General features: G+C 73.9%; 10 protein-coding genes and 1 pseudogene. 4 read left to right on the forward strand and 7 right to left on the reverse strand.

The features are described from left to right. Positions 1-24: 24 nt before the first annotated feature. On the reverse strand, positions 25-1908 hold the full coding sequence (locus ACWDBE_RS07515) for a protein kinase domain-containing protein (RefSeq protein ID WP_449807458.1): 1884 nt from the start codon (positions 1906-1908) through the stop codon (positions 25-27). Between the two features lie 180 nt (positions 1909-2088). On the opposite strand from ACWDBE_RS07515, the gene ACWDBE_RS07520 reads away from it, so the two are divergent. Then, entirely contained in the window at positions 2089-4368 is a 2280-nt protein-coding gene (locus tag ACWDBE_RS07520; protein WP_449807459.1) for an FdhF/YdeP family oxidoreductase, read from the forward strand. Positions 4369-4450: 82 nt separating this feature from the next. Here the strand turns inward: ACWDBE_RS07520 and ACWDBE_RS07525 are convergent, their stop codons facing one another. After that, complete coding sequence (locus tag ACWDBE_RS07525; RefSeq protein ID WP_449807460.1) at positions 4451-5989, reverse strand: NlpC/P60 family protein; 1539 nt, start codon at positions 5987-5989, stop codon at positions 4451-4453. 337 nt (positions 5990-6326) lie between these two features. Between ACWDBE_RS07525 and ACWDBE_RS07530 the strand changes: the two genes are divergently transcribed. Together ACWDBE_RS07530 and ACWDBE_RS07535 are read left to right on the forward strand one after the other, a co-directional pair. Further along, on the forward strand, positions 6327-7505 hold the full coding sequence (locus ACWDBE_RS07530; protein WP_449791559.1) for an anion permease: 1179 nt from the start codon (positions 6327-6329) through the stop codon (positions 7503-7505). Between the two features lie 17 nt (positions 7506-7522). Continuing rightward, positions 7523-7777, forward strand: a complete 255-nt coding sequence (locus tag ACWDBE_RS07535) for a hypothetical protein (protein WP_449807461.1) — start codon at positions 7523-7525, stop codon at positions 7775-7777. A 95-nt stretch (positions 7778-7872) separates the two neighbouring features. Here the strand turns inward: ACWDBE_RS07535 and ACWDBE_RS07540 are convergent, their stop codons facing one another. Both ACWDBE_RS07540 and ACWDBE_RS07545 read right to left on the reverse strand, forming a co-directional pair. Next, positions 7873-9429 (reverse strand): MDR family MFS transporter, encoded by a 1557-nt coding sequence (locus tag ACWDBE_RS07540; RefSeq protein ID WP_449791557.1) that lies wholly within the window; start codon positions 9427-9429, stop codon positions 7873-7875. A gap of 155 nt (positions 9430-9584) precedes the next feature. Next, positions 9585-10034, reverse strand: coding sequence for a MarR family winged helix-turn-helix transcriptional regulator (locus ACWDBE_RS07545; protein WP_449791556.1), 450 nt, complete (start codon positions 10032-10034; stop codon positions 9585-9587). 126 nt (positions 10035-10160) lie between these two features. On the opposite strand from ACWDBE_RS07545, the gene ACWDBE_RS07550 reads away from it, so the two are divergent. Beyond that, positions 10161-11237 carry an ABC transporter permease gene (locus ACWDBE_RS07550; RefSeq protein ID WP_449807462.1) on the forward strand — a complete coding sequence of 359 codons (1077 nt, stop codon included), beginning with the start codon at positions 10161-10163 and terminating at the stop codon, positions 11235-11237. 118 nt (positions 11238-11355) lie between these two features. On the opposite strand, the gene ACWDBE_RS07555 is transcribed toward ACWDBE_RS07550, so the two are convergent. The 3 genes and pseudogenes from ACWDBE_RS07555 to ACWDBE_RS07565 all read right to left on the reverse strand — a co-directional run. Further along, complete coding sequence (locus tag ACWDBE_RS07555; protein ID WP_449791603.1) at positions 11356-12546, reverse strand: ROK family transcriptional regulator; 1191 nt, start codon at positions 12544-12546, stop codon at positions 11356-11358. 66 nt (positions 12547-12612) lie between these two features. Continuing rightward, on the reverse strand, positions 12613-13182 hold the full coding sequence (locus ACWDBE_RS07560; RefSeq protein ID WP_449791554.1) for a GtrA family protein: 570 nt from the start codon (positions 13180-13182) through the stop codon (positions 12613-12615). 107 nt (positions 13183-13289) lie between these two features. Further along, a pseudogene (locus ACWDBE_RS07565) lies at positions 13290-14591 on the reverse strand (S16 family serine protease); the annotation flags it as partial. Between the last annotated feature and the right edge of the window lie 26 nt (positions 14592-14617).

Genomic DNA, 14617 nt, shown 5'->3' on the forward strand with positions numbered 1-14617 from the left:
CGGCACCCCGGCGTCGAGGAGCACTCAGGCGCCGAAGATCTCCTCCACCAGGTCCTCGTCCGAGACGTGGTCGGGGGCCTCGAACACCACGTCCGCGACACCCTTCAGGCCGATCCCCCGGTCCAGGGCGTCCATGCAGGCCCGGGCCTCCGCGTCGGTGGCGAAGTCCCACACCCGCAGCCGCCGCACCAGCACCAGCGCCTCCATCGGGCTCATCCGCGGGGTCCGGCGGCGCGGCCCCGGCCCCTTGCGGCCGGCCTGGGCCAGCTGCTGCTGGTAGCCGGCCAGGTCCTGCCAGGCCTGCACGGTGCTCGGGTGGTGCTCGCCCAGCACCCGGGCGAGGTCCGGCAGCAGCCCGTGCAGCTGGATCACCGCACCCTGGAGGTCACCCCGGTTGGCGTGGTGCAGCGCGAGGTCGTGCCGGGCCTTCAGGACCCGCGAGTCGTACGGGCCCCAGGCGGCGTGCAGGTCGGGCAGCAGCTCGTTCATCAGCCGGACCGTGGTGACGGGCGCACCGCTCTCGCCGACGCACCAGACCAGGTGGTAGCGGGCGCCGAGGGTGTCCGGGTCGATCGGGCCGAGGGCCGCGCGCATGTCGGCCACGAGAGCGGTCAGCAGCCGGATCGCGCCGTCCAGGTCACCGGTGCGGCTGAGGTACCAGGCGAAGTCCCGCCAGGTGCACAGGGTGTCCCGGTCGCTCGGGCCGAGCGCGGTCACGCAGTCCTGGGCGACGGCCTGCAGCAGCATCGCCGACTCGCCGGCGGTCGCCGCCCGGTACGCGGCCGAGCGGCGCTCGCTCAGCGCGGCCCGTACCGACTCGGCCGGCGGCGCGGCCGTCACCGGCGGCGTGGTCAGCGGCGGCAGCACCGAGGAGACCGGGGGCGGCACCGACGGGACGACCGGCGGCACGACCGGCACGGGCACGGCGGGCGGCACCGCGGGCGGCACCGCGGGCACGGCGGGCGGCACCGCGGGCACGACCGGCGGGGCGCTCGGCGGTGGCGGCACGGGCGGCGCCGGGCGCTCCACCACCGTCGGCACGGGCGGTGGCGGCGGCGCCGCCGCGTGGCCGCCCTGCCACCCGGCCAGCTCGGCGAGCCGCCGCTCGACCGTACGGGCGTCGGCCGGCCGGTCCGCCGGGTCCTTCGCCAGCAGCTCCGCGACCAGCCCGGCCACCTGCGGCGGCAGCCCGAACTGCGCCGGGTCCAGCGGCGGCGGCACCTCGTTGAGGTGCTGGTACATCAGCACCGGCGTCGAGTCCCCGCCGAACGGCCGCGCCCCGGTGAAGAGTTCGACCAGGACGCAGCCCAGCGCGTAGAGGTCGGCCCGCCCGTCCACCCGGCCGCCGGTCCAGCGCTCGGGTGCCATGTACGCCGGGCTGCCGACGATCGTCCCGGTGGTGGTCAGCCCGCCCGCGCCGGTGTCCAGCTGGGCGATGCCGAAGTCCAGCACTTTCAGGTGCCCGGCGTCGGTGATCATCACGTTGTCCGGCTTGATGTCCCGGTGCACCATGCCCGCGTCGTGCGCCGCCGCCAGAGCGCCGCTGATCTGCCGCCCCCAGCGCAGGCTGAGCGCCGGCCCGGGCACCCCCGCCCGCAGCACCTCGGTGAGGGTGCGGCCGGCGAGCAGCTCCATCACCAGATAGGTGACCTCCTCGCCGCCGAGCTCGCACTGCCCGAGGTCGTGCACCGTGACGATGTGCGGATGCGAGAGGTTGCCGGCCGCGCCGGCCTCCCGGACGAACCGCAGCGCGGCCTTCGCCCGGTCACCGCCGTGGTGCCCGATGACCTTGACCGCCACCGGCCGCCCCATCCGGGTGTCCCGCGCCCGCCACACCACCCCGAACCCGCCCTGCCCGAGCTTCTCCACCAGCTCGTACCGGCCGTCCAGGACGTCCCCGACTCGCACGCGCCCTCTCCCCTCCCGCCATGACGCCCAGACTCTACCGACGGCGCGCCCCCCGCGACGGGGACGGCCCTCCCCCGCCGTGCAGTCGGCCCTCCCCCTCTCGAGCAGCAGGTGGAAGGATGCACGGGTGAGCCCCGCGACGGTGCGGCGGCCCGGACCAGCAGCCCGAGGAGAGCGGCCATGGCCAAGCAGGCCCCGCAGAGCGACCCGGCCCAGGACGCCCCCGAGGTGTCCGCGCCCCAGCACGCGGCCGCCGGGCTGCCCGCCGTCGGCCACAGCCTGCGGATGGCCGCCGAGCAGATGGGCGCCCGCCGCACCCTGGCCACCCTGCTCAAGGTCAACCAGCCGAACGGCTTCGACTGCCCCGGCTGCGCCTGGCCGGAGCCCGACAGGACCCACACCGCCGAGTTCTGCGAGAACGGCGCCAAGGCCGTCGCCGAGGAGGCCACCGAGCGCCGCGTCCGCGCCGAGTTCTTCGCCGCCCACCCGGTCGCCGACCTGGCCGAGCGCTCCGGCTACTGGCTCGGCCAGCAGGGCCGGCTCACCCAGCCGATGCTGCTGGACGAGGGCGCCACCCACTACCGGCCGGTCTCCTGGGACGAGGCCTTCGCGCTGGTGGCCGAGGAACTGAAGGCCCTGGACACCCCGGACGGCGCCGCCTTCTACACCTCCGGCCGGACCAGCAACGAGGCCGCGTTCGCGTACCAGCTGTTCGCCCGCCGGCTCGGCACCAACAACCTGCCGGACTGCTCCAACATGTGCCACGAGTCCTCCGGCTCGGCGCTCACCGAGACGCTCGGCGTCGGCAAGGGCAGCGTCAGCCTGAAGGACCTCTACCAGGCCGACCTGATCATCGTGGCGGGCCAGAACCCGGGCACCAACCACCCCCGGATGCTCTCCGCGCTGGAGCGCGCCAAACGGGCCGGCGCCACCATCGTCAGCGTCAACCCGCTGCCGGAGGCCGGCCTGGAGCGGTTCAAGAACCCGCAGCAGGCGCGCGGCCTGGTCGGCCACGGCACCAAACTGACCGACCTCTTCCTGCAGATCCGCCTCGGCGGCGACCTCGCGCTGTTCCGCGCGCTGAACCGGATCGTCCTGGAACAGGACGGCGTCGACCGCGGGTTCGTCGCCGAACACTGCCACGGCTTCGAGGAGTTCGAGGCCCAGGCCCGGACGACCGACCGCGCCGAGGTGCTCGCCGCGACCGGCCTGCCCTGGGAGCAGATCGAGGAGCTCGGCCGGCTGGTCCTGAAGTCAGAGAAGATCATCGTCTGCTGGGCGATGGGCCTCACCCAGCACAAGCACGCCGTGCCGACCATCCGCGAGGTGGTCAACTTCCTGCTGCTGCGCGGCAACGTCGGCCGCCCCGGCGCCGGGGTCTGCCCGGTGCGCGGGCACAGCAACGTCCAGGGCGACCGGACGATGGGCATCTTCGAGCGCCCCACCACCGCCTTCCTGGACGCGCTGGGCGGGGAGTTCGGCTTCGAGCCGCCGCGCGAGCACGGCCTCGACTCGGTGGACACCATCCGCGCGATGCGCGACGGCAAGGTCAAGGTCTTCTTCGCGATGGGCGGCAACTTCGTCGCGGCCACCCCGGACACCGAGGTCACCGAGGCCGCGATGCGCCGCTGCCGGCTGACCGTCCACGTCTCCACCAAGCTCAACCGCTCGCACGTGGTCACCGGCGCCCGCGCCCTGATCCTGCCCACCCTGGGCCGCACCGACAAGGACGTCACCTCGCGCGGCGCCCAGTTCGTCAGCGTCGAGGACTCGATGGGCCAGGTGCACGCGTCGCGCGGCGGCCTGCGCCCGCCCGCACCCGGCCTGCTCTCCGAGACCGCGATCGTCTGCCGGCTCGCCCGCGGCGTGCTCGGGCCGCAGGACACCGTGCCGTGGGAGGACTTCGCCGAGGACTACGACACCCTGCGGGAGCGGATCGCCCGCGTCGTCCCCGGCTTCGAGGACTACAACGAGAAGGTCCGCCGCCCCGGCGGCTTCACCCTGCCGCACGGCCCCCGCGACTCCCGCACCTTCCCGACCGCGACCGGGAAGGCCAACTTCTCCGTCAACCCGCTGACCGCCCCCGAGGTCCCGCCGGGCCGGCTGCTGCTCCAGACCCTGCGCTCGCACGACCAGTACAACACCACGGTCTACGGCCTCGACGACCGCTACCGCGGCATCAAGGGCGGCCGCCGGGTGGTCCTGGTCAACCCCGCGGACGCCGCCGAACTCGGGCTCGCCGACGGCCTGTACGTCGACCTGGTCGGCGAGTGGAGCGACGGCGTGGAGCGCCGCGCCCCGCACTTCCGGGTCGTCCACTACCCCGTCGCCCGCGGCGGCGCGGCGGCCTACTACCCCGAGACCAACGTCCTGGTGCCGCTCGACTCCACCGCCGACGTCAGCAACACCCCCACCTCCAAGGCCGTCGTGATCCGCTTCGCCCCCGACAGCGGCGCCTGAGGCGTCCGCCGGCTCCGGACGAACGCGAAGGCCGCCCCGCGTCCGGTGACGCGGGGCGGCCTTCGTACCGGCCTGGCGGCCGTCAGTGCGTCGGGGTGCCCAGCCGCAGCGTGGCGGTCGCGCTGCCCGGGGCCGAGGCGGTCGCCGAGCCGGTGCCGCTCGGGCCCTCCGTCGGGGTGCCCGTCCCGGTCGGGGTGGGCGTGCCGGTCCCGCTCGGGGTGCCAGGCGTCCCGGTCGGGGTCGGCGTCGGGGTGCCCGGCTCGGTCGGCGTGCCGGTCGAGGGCGCGGTCGGCGTGGCCGGGCCGGTCGGCGTACCCGCCCCGCCCGGAGTGGCCGGGCCGGTCGGCGTGCCCGGCACGACCGGCGGCGTCACCGCTCCGCCCGGGGCCGGCGGGGCCGGCACCTGGTTGGCCGGGCTCGGCGCGATCGGCGTGACGGAGTCCCAGCCCGCCGGGAGGTCCGGCACCTTCCACGCGCCGCCGGCGTCGTCCGCCGTGCCGGACGGGTCGGGCCGGACGGCCCCGAGGATCGGCATCGAGCCGATCGGCGAGATCTTGATGAACGCCCCGGGCCGCGGCGCCTGCACGATCAGCCCGCCGCCGATGTACATCCCGACGTGCGAGGCGTCCTGGAAGTAGATCACCAGGTCGCCGGGCCGCAGCTGGTTGAGCGCCACGTGCGGCAGCTGCGCCCACTGCTCCTGGCTGGTGCGCGGGATCGGCTTGCCGGCGTGCAGCCAGGCCTGCGAGGTGAGGCCGGAGCAGTCGTAGGCGCCCGGGCCGGTGCCGCCCCACAGGTACGGCTTGCCCAGCTGCGCCAGCGCGAAGGCCACGGCCCCGCGCCCCTGCAGCGAGGGCGTGCGCTCCCCCTTGCCGAGCGCCCCGGAGGCGAGGAACGCGAGCTGCGCCTCGTCCGCCTTGGCCTTCTCCAGCTGCTCCAGCTCGGCCCGCTGGGCGCCGGTCAGCGAGGAGACCAGCTGCTCGACCGAGGCGAGGTCGGCGGCCGCCTTGGCCTTGGCCGCGTCCTGCTGGGCGACCAGCGCCTGGGAGGTCTTCAGCGCCTCCTCGTTCTGCTTCTTCAGCCCGTCCAGCTCGTCCCGGTCGCTCTTCAGCTTGTCCAGGAACTCCGACTGGGAGCGGCTGGCCGAGGCCAGCAGCTCGGCGATGACGACCGCCTCGTACGGGTCCTTGGAGAGCAGCAGCTCGGCGTAGGCCGAGGCGGCCCCGTTGCGGTACTGCGCGGCGGCGAGCTGCGAGGCGATGTCGGTGCCGGCGTCGACCTGCTTCTGCTGGCGCTCCAGCCGGCCCTGGAGGTCGGTGAGCGAGGTCTGCTGCTCCGCCACCTTGGCGACGGCGCCGTTGTACTGCTCGGTGGCGGCCTCGGCGCCCTGGTAGAGCGCGTGCAGCTGGTCGAGCAGCGGGCCGAGGGTGGCCTTGGCGGCGGCGAGCGGGTCCGCGTCGGCGGCCACCTGGCCGGTGCCCGGGTCGGGTGCGGCCCAGGCGGCCTGGGCGCCCACCGGCAGTGCGAGCGCCGCGGCCGCGAGGACGGCTCCGCAGCGCAGCGCCGCCCGCACCCAGGGCCGTACGCCTGCCGTTTCCGCTCTCTGTCCCGCCCCGCCCATGGCCTGGCCCTCCCCGCCGCGCACTGCCCCTGTCCCGGGTATCCGGATCCCGCAGATCCTCCCACGGGTTACTCGTCGGAAACAGGGCGCGGGCGGACCGGGAGGTTAATTCTCGATTGATCTGTGAGACAGCTCTCAGCAAACCGGGTCGAACCGGTGCGTTCTTCGCTAAAGTCCAGCTCAGCGCGACCGAAGTCACTCCGAAGAAAGCCAATGGTCACCGCGAGTCAACCATCGGAACCCTGATTCCCGGTCCAGTTCACCTTCCGTTTACCAAGCAGACCTACGGTCGCGAGGTCATCAACGTCCGTGCGACAACTAAGACGATTGTTTGGGTATGGAACACATCTCGTTCCTGGTGGCCGTTGTGATCATCACGGCGCTCGCCTTCGACTTCACCAACGGGTTCCACGACACCGCCAACGCGGCCGCCACCGCGATCGCGACCGGGGCCCTTCGTCCGAAGGTCGCGGTCACCATCGCGGCCCTGCTCAACTTCGCGGGCGCGTTCCTGTCCGTGAAGGTCGCCACCACCATCTCCGGCGGCATCGTCAACGAGAAGGCCGGAGTCCACCCCGAGATCATCTTCGCCGCACTGGCCGGCGCGATCCTCTGGAACCTGCTGACCTGGCTGCGCGGCCTGCCGTCCAGCTCCTCGCACGCCCTGTACGGCGGCCTGATCGGCGCCACGATCGTCGGGGTCGGCATGAACGGCGTCAACTTCGACACCGTGATCACCAAGATCCTCATCCCGGCCGTCGCCTCGCCGTTCGTCGCCGGCCTGGCCTCCTGGGGCGCCACCAAGATGGCGTACCTGATCACCCGCAAGGGCAACACCGCGGCCACCGAGAAGGGCTTCAAGACCGGCCAGGTCTTCTCCTCCTCCCTGATCTCGCTCGCGCACGGCACCAACGACGCCCAGAAGACGATGGGCATCATCACCCTGACCCTGGTCTCGGTCGGCGCCCTGCCGCACGGCGCGCTGCCCCCCACCTGGGTGATCGTCTCCGCGGGCGCCGCGATCGCGCTCGGCACCTACATGGGCGGCTGGCGCATCATCCGCTCGATGGGCAAGGGCCTGGCGGACATCCGCCCGCCGCAGGGCTTCGCCTCCGAGTCGGCCGCCGCGACCGTCATCCTGACCTCCTCGCACATGGGCTTCGGCCTCTCCACCACCCAGGTCTGCTCCGGCGGCATCATGGGCGCCGGCCTCGGCGGCCCGAAGGGCGAGCTGCGCTGGAGCCTGGTCCGCCGCATGGTCTACACCTGGGGCCTGACCCTGCCGGCCGCCGCGCTGGTCTCCGGTGGCGCGGCCCTGCTGGCCGAGCAGGGCAGCTGGGGCGTCGCCCTGGTCGGCGCCGTGCTGGTGGCCGGCGCCGGCGCGATGTGGCTGATCTCCCGCCGCCAGCCGGTCGGCGCGGACAACGTCAACGACGTCGACGTCACCCCGGTCGAGGTCGCACCGGCCGGTACCGCGAACGTCCCCACCCCCGCCTCGACCACCGTCGCGGCCTGAGCGCAGGGAGCACTCACATGCACATCAAGTGGAACGCCCTGGCCCAGACCGCCGGGGTCAGCTTCGGCATCACCGTCGCCGTGGTCACCGTCTTCGCGCTCGGCATCCTGGCGCTGTCCCGCCGCGAGGCCGCGGTGAGCGCCGCCCGTGAGAGCGGGGGCGCCGCGGGGGCAGCGGGCGGCGGCAAGCTCGCCCTGACCGGCGCGTACGTCTGCTTCGCGCTCTGCGGCGGGGCCGTCCTCTACGGGCTGTCGCTGATCGCCGGCCACTGACCGCACAGCCGGACGCGGCAGAACGGGCCGGGGAGTGTCTCCACACTCCCCGGCCCGTTCGCGTATCCCGACGGCCGGTCGGTCCCGCCGGCCGGTCAGCCCTCCTGGGTGGTGGTCTTCAGCGCGGTCTCCCGGATGAACAGCACGGTGACGAAGGCCAGCGCCGCGAACGGGGCGGCCCACAGGAAGACGGTGCCGACGCCGTGGCCGAACGCGTCCGTCACCAGCGGCACGATCGGGGCCGGCAGCTTGGCCAGGTCCGGGATGCCGCCGCCGGAGGCCGCGGGCGACGCCGGGACGTGCGCCGCGGCCAGGTTCTCGGCCAGGTAGTGGCCGACCTTGTCGGACATCAGCGCGCCGAGCGCGGAGACGCCCATCGCGCCGCCCATGGTGCGGAAGAAGGTGACCACGGAGCTGGCCGCGCCGAGCTCGTGCCGGGGCACCGTGTTCTGCACCGCGAGCACAAGGTTCTGGCTGGTCAGGCCGAGGCCGACGCCGGTGATCGCCATGTAGACGGAGAGCAGCACGTAGTCGGTGTCGGCCCGGGCGGTGCCGAGCAGGCCGAAGCCGAGGGCGAGCAGCGCGGTGCCGGAGACCAGGTAGGCCTTCCACTTGCCGTACTTGGTGATCAGTCGGCCGGCCACCGCCGAGGAGACCGCCAGGCCGAGGATCATCGGCAGGGTCATCAGGCCTGCCATGGTCGGGGACTTGGCGCGGGCCAGCTGGAAGTACTGGCTGAGGAAGGTGGTCGCGCCGTACATCCCGACGCCGACCAGCACGCTGGCGACCGCGGCCAGGGTGACGGTCCGGTACCTGAAGAGGCTCGGCGGGATGATCGGCTCGGCGGCGCGGCGCTCGATCACGATGGCCAGGGCGCCCAGCAGGACGCCGCCGCCGACCATGGCCGCGGTCTGCCAGGACAGCCAGGCGTAGTTCTTGCCGGCCAGGGTGATCCAGATCATCAGCAGGCTGACCGAGGCGGTGATGACCAGCGCGCCCAGGTAGTCGATCTTCGCCTGGCGCTTGACCACCGGCAGCTTGAGGGTGCGCTGCACCACCAGGATCGCGACCAGCGCGAACGGGATGCCGACGTAGAAGCACCAGCGCCAGCCCAGCCAGGAGGTGTCCACGATGACGCCGCCGATCAGCGGCCCGCCGATGGTGGCGAGCGCGAAGACCGCGCCGAAGTAGCCGCTGTAGCGGCCGCGCTCGCGCGCCGGGACCATCGCGGCCAGGCAGATCTGGCCGAGCGCCACGACACCGCCGGCGCCGATGCCCTGGAGCGCGCGGCAGGCGATCAGTTCGCCGGTGTTCTGCGAGAGGCCGGCCAGCGCCGAGGTGCCGACGTAGATCAGCAGCGCGATCTGCAGCAGCAGCTTCTTGCTGACGAGGTCGGAGAGCTTGCCCCAGATCGGGGTGGAGGCGGTGAGGCTGAGCAGGGCCGCGGTGATCACCCAGGTGTAGGCGGACTGGCCGCCGTGCAGGTCGGCCAGGATGTGCGGCAGGGCGTTGGAGACGACGGTCGAGGAGAGCACGGCCACGAAGAGGCCGAGCAGCAGGCCGGAGAGGGCCTCCATCACCTGCCGGTGCGTCATCTGTTGACTGTCGGCCGCGGCGGCGGTTCCGCTCGCGGCCTCGGTGGTCACGGTCATCTGGATCCTTCGGCGAGGCGCGCGGGATACGCGGATCATGAAATTTCGTTGCCGTAAGCAACCATAAGACGAGATGGTTGAGTTAGGCAACTTTCTTCAAGGGGAAGTAAAGCCCGCGGGCGCGGACCCCGCTCACGCCGCCGACGACCGCCCGGTCACTCGGCCGTCGGCTCCTCCAGCACGTCGTTGAAGCGGTGCAGCAGCCCCGCGAAGCGGCTCACGTCCTCCGGCGACCAGCCGCCCATCACCTCGCGCACCCGCCGCATCCGGGCGTCGTGCGCGGCCAGGTAGCGCCGCCGCCCGTCCCCGGTGAGCGAGACCAGCGCGGACCGGCGGTCCAGCGGGTCCGTCTCCCGGGCCACCAGGCCCAGCTCCTCCAGCGTCCGGATCTGCCGGCTCACCGTCGCCTTGCCGATCGAGAAGTGCACGCCGACGTCGGTCACCCGCACCGGCCCGGCCTGCTCGATGTAGCCGAGCAGGCTGTACGCCATCCCCTCCAGTCCGGGGTGCACCCGCCGTGAGAGTTCCGCCACTCTGGCCCGGCCCCGCCGGAACATCAGCGCGACCTCGCGCTCCACCGCCACCAGGGCTTCCTCGTCGCTCACCGCGCCAGTATCGCGCAGTGGCACCGGCCACGGTCCGGCGCGGCCGGTGCGACAAGCCAACTACTTCATGGTATGAAGTATCGGTTCTGGAAGGACCGTTTTCCCCCGTTACGCAAGGAGATGTGGATGGCAGCCCCGGGGCAGGGTTTCGTCGCCGAACTGAAGAGTGCGGTCACCCCGCGCGCGGCACTGCTCGTGATCGGCGTGCTGCTGCTCCAGCTCGGCTTCATCACCTCCTACATCGGGGCGCTGCACAAGCCGACCCCGCAGAACCTCTCCATCGCGGTGGTCGCCCCGCCGCAGGTCGCCCCGAAGCTGGTCGGCGCCCTGGAGTCGGTGCCGAACGACGCCGTCCGGGCCGTCACCGCGCCGGACGCCGAGACGGCGATCCAGCAGATCAAGGACCAGAAGCTCTACGCCGCGCTGGTCGTGGACCCGACCTCCACCCAGGACACCCTGCTGGTGGCCAACGCCCGCGGCACCGCCGCCGCCAAGGCCGCCGAGAGCATCACCACCGCGATCGACCAGAGCCAGGGCCGTACGGTCAAGGTCCAGGACGTGGTGCCGCTCGCCAAGGGCGACAACAACGGCCTCTCCTCCTTCTACCTGGTGATCGGCTGGTGCGTCGGCGGCTACCTGGTCGCCTCGATCCTCGGCATCAGCGCGGGCTCCAAGCCGGCCAACGTCCACCGCCTGCTGATCCGCCTCGGCGTCCTCGCGGTGTACTCGATCGGGGCCGGCGCCCTCGGCACGATGATCGCCGGGCCGGTGCTGGACGCCCTGCCGGGCTCGGTCCTCGCCCTCAGCGCCATCGGCGCCCTGGTGGTGTTCACGGTCGGCGCGTTCACCATGGCCCTGCAGTGCCTGTTCGACATCCTCGGCATCGGCGTCGCGGTGCTGATCTTCGTGGTGCTCGGCAACCCCAGCGCGGGCGGGGTCTACCCGGCTCCGATGACGCCGCCGTTCTGGCGGGCGATCGGCTCCTGGCTCCCGAACGGCGCCGGCACCACCGCCACCAAGTCGATCGCCTACTTCGACTCCACCAACCTGGGGATGCCGATCCTGGTCATGGTGGTCTGGGCGCTGATCGGCATCGGCGTCGCCCTGCTGGCCGTGCTGCGCGGCCCGCGCTCCGGCGGCCGCGAGCTGGTCTCCGAGGAGACCGGGACCGAGAGCGGGACCGAGGCCGCGGCCAAGGCCTGAGCCTCCCGCCACTGATCGTCACCGAGCCCCCGGCCGCCACGGCCGGGGGCTCGCACGCGTTCCGGCCCCCGTCTTCCGGCCCCCGTCTTCCGGGCCCCGCGTTCCCGGCCCTTGCGGTTCAGGCCCCCGTGCCCGCCCCGAGCGTTCCCGGGTCGGCCAGGACGGCCCGGACGACCCGCGCCGCCGCGCCCAGCAGCGGGCCCCGCCGGCCCAGCCGGGAGACCGTCAGCCGGTCCCCGGACCAGGGCCGCACCGCCACCCGGGCGGTCAGTTCGGCCCGCATCGCGGGCAGCAGCCAGGGCGCCAGCCGGGCGTAGCCGCCGCCCAGCACCACCTCGGCCGGATCCAGCAGGTTGACCGCGCCGGCGGCCGCGGTGCCGAGCGCCGCACCGGCCCCGGCCAGCGCCGCGAGGGCGGCCGTGTCCCCGGCCCCGGCGCGGTCGGCGAGCAGCGTCACCCAGTCGCCCCGGGCTCCGGTCAGGCCGGCGGCCCGCAGCACCGCCGCCTCGCCCGCGTACTGCTCCAGGCAGCCGCGCGCCCCGCAGGCACAGGGGGGTCCGTCCGGGTGGACCGGAACGTGGCCGAACTCGCCGGCGTAGCCGCCGGCCCCGCGCAGCAGCCGGCCGCCGACCACGATCGCCGCACCGACCCCGGCCTCGGCGGAGACGTACAGGAAGTCCTCCGGGCCCTCGCCCAGCCAGCGCTCGGCCAGTCCGCCGAGGTTGGCCTCGTTGTCCGCCTCGATCGGCAGCTCGGCCAGGCCGTCACCGACCGGGCCCGGCCCGGCCCCCCGCAGCGCCGGGCGCAGCGCGGCGGCCAGCGGGACGTCCCGCCAGCCGAGGTTGGCGGCCCGCCGGAGCACCCCGCCGGAGCCGCCGACCAGCCCGGGCACGGCCAGGGTGAGTCCGGCCGGGCGCAGCCCCGACGCGGCGACGGCCTCGTGCAGCAGGTGGGCGAGCTCGGCCATCACGGCGGCGGGCTCGCGGCCGTGGTTGGAGACCTCCCGGCGCCGCCAGGCGCGGACCTCCCCGCGCAGGTCGACCACGCAGGCGCCCAGGTGCCGCACCCCGATCTCGGCCCCGAGGCCGCCGGGCCCGGCCGGGTTGAGGCCGAGCGCGGTGCCGGGGCGGCCGACCTTGCCGCTGGGCGCGGCGGGGCCCTCCTCGACCACCAGGCCGGCGGCGATCAGCTGTTCGGCGAGGGAGGAGACGGCGGCCCTGGTCAGCCCCGTCCCGGCGGCCACCTCGGCGCGCGAGCGCGGTCCGCTCGCGATCGTGCCGAGCACCAGGGCCAGGTTGGCCCGGCGCATCCCCTGCTGGCTGGCGGGCCCGGTCCGAACGGGGTCCGGCTCCTGCACAAGGCTCACCTCGCCCCTCTACGGCACGTCCCGTGGCATCTCGGGTGCAGCGTAACCGGGTTCCGGGGGCGCCGTCGTCGGTGCCGGGACGGGCCGGCCCGGGGTCGTCCGGGCGGACGGGGCGAAGACCCACCGCCGCATCGCCCAGTAGCGGAACACCATCGCCACGAAGGTGCCGACGACGATTCCGCTGAGGAAGTCCGCGGCCTCCTGCCCGACCGGGTCGACGTACGGCTCGCGCAGGTCCAGGAGGTACCGGGAGATCGCCAGCGGTACGTCGTTGACGACGATCGCCACCGCGCTGACCAGGACGAACATCAGCGCCTCGCGCCGGCTGCCGGCGGCCCGGAAGGCCCAGCGGCGGTTCAGCACGTACGAGACGACGGTGCCGATCACGGTCGCGACGGTCAGCGCGACCACCGGCTTGTGCTGCAGCACGGTGAGCTTGAGCTCCAGGTTGATCACCGTGGTGAGCAGGAAGCAGCCGCTCCCGACCAGCAGGAACTTCACCAGCCGGCGGTGCCGCACCACGAAGGGGCGCAGCCGGTCGGGCACCCGGGCCAGGGCGCGCTGCGTGGGTGACGGCATCTCCGCAGTCTCGCACGCGGGGATGCCGTCGGCCCGTCAGATCGCCGCCGTCCGCCCGGGCCCGCGCCGGATGCCCGGGCCGCCACCGCGGCGGCCCGGGCTCCCGGTCAGGCGGCCACCAGCACCGCGGCCCCGGCCGGCTCCAGCGCCAGCTCCAGCACCTCCCTCACGTCCGCCACCGGGTGGACGGCGAGCCGCTCCAGCACCTCGGCCGGGACGTCGTCCAGGTCGGCCTCGTTGCGCCTGGGGATGATCACCGTGGTGATCCCGGCCCGGTCGGCGGCCAGCAGCTTCTGCTTCAGCCCGCCGATCGGCAGCACCCGCCCGGTCAGCGACACCTCGCCGGTCATCGCCACGTCGGTGCGCACCTTGCGGCCGGAGAGCAGCGAGGCCAGCGCCGTGGTCATGGTGATGCCGGCGCTCGGCCCGTCCTTGGGAATGGCCCCGGCCGGGATGTGCAGGTGCACGCCGCGGTCGCGCAGCGAGGTGACCGGCAGCTCCAGCTCGGCGCCTCGCGAGCGCAGGTAGGAAAGCGCGATGTGCGCGGACTCCTTCATCACGTCGCCCAGCTGCCCGGTGAGGGTCAGCCCGGTGCCGCCGGTCTCGGCGTCGGCCAGCGAGGCCTCGATGTAGAGGACGTCGCCGCCGGCGCCCGTCACCGCGAGGCCGGTGGCCACGCCGGGGACGGCGGTGCGGCGCTCGGCCGGCTCCTGGGCGGACTCCGGCACGTGGTGCGGCCGGCCGATCAGGGCGCGCAGGTCCTGCGCGCCGACGGAGGCGGGCAGCTCGCGCTCGCCCAGCTCGGCCTGCGCGGCGATCTTGCGCAGCACCCGGGCGATCGAGCGCTCCAGGTTCCGGACGCCTGCCTCCCTGGTGTACTCCCCGGCGAGCCCGCGCAGCGCCGACTCGTCCACGGTGACCTGCTCGCCGTTCAGACCGGCCCGCTCCAGCTGGCGCGGGAGCAGGTGGTCCCGGGCGATGACGATCTTCTCGTCCTCGGTGTAGCCGTCCAGCCGGACCAGCTCCATCCGGTCGAGCAGCGGCTCGGGGATGGCCTCCAGCACGTTGGCGGTGGCGAGGAAGACGACGTCGGAGAGGTCGAGCTCGACCTCCAGGTAGTGGTCCCTGAAGGTGTGGTTCTGTGCCGGGTCCAGCACCTCCAGCAGGGCGGCCGCCGGGTCTCCCCGGTGGTCGGAGCCGACCTTGTCGATCTCGTCCAGCAGGACGACCGGGTTCATCGAGCCGGCCTCCTTGATCGCCCGCACCAGTCGGCCGGCCTGCGCGCCGACGTAGGTGCGCCGGTGGCCGCGGATCTCCGCCTCGTCCCGGACGCCGCCGAGCGCGACCCGGACGAAGGAGCGGCCCATGGCGCGGGCCACCGACTCGCCGAGCGAGGTCTTGCCTAAACCCAGTTGGGGGGACTAGATTCCCCACC

The organism is Kitasatospora sp. NPDC001132, assembly GCF_053598415.1.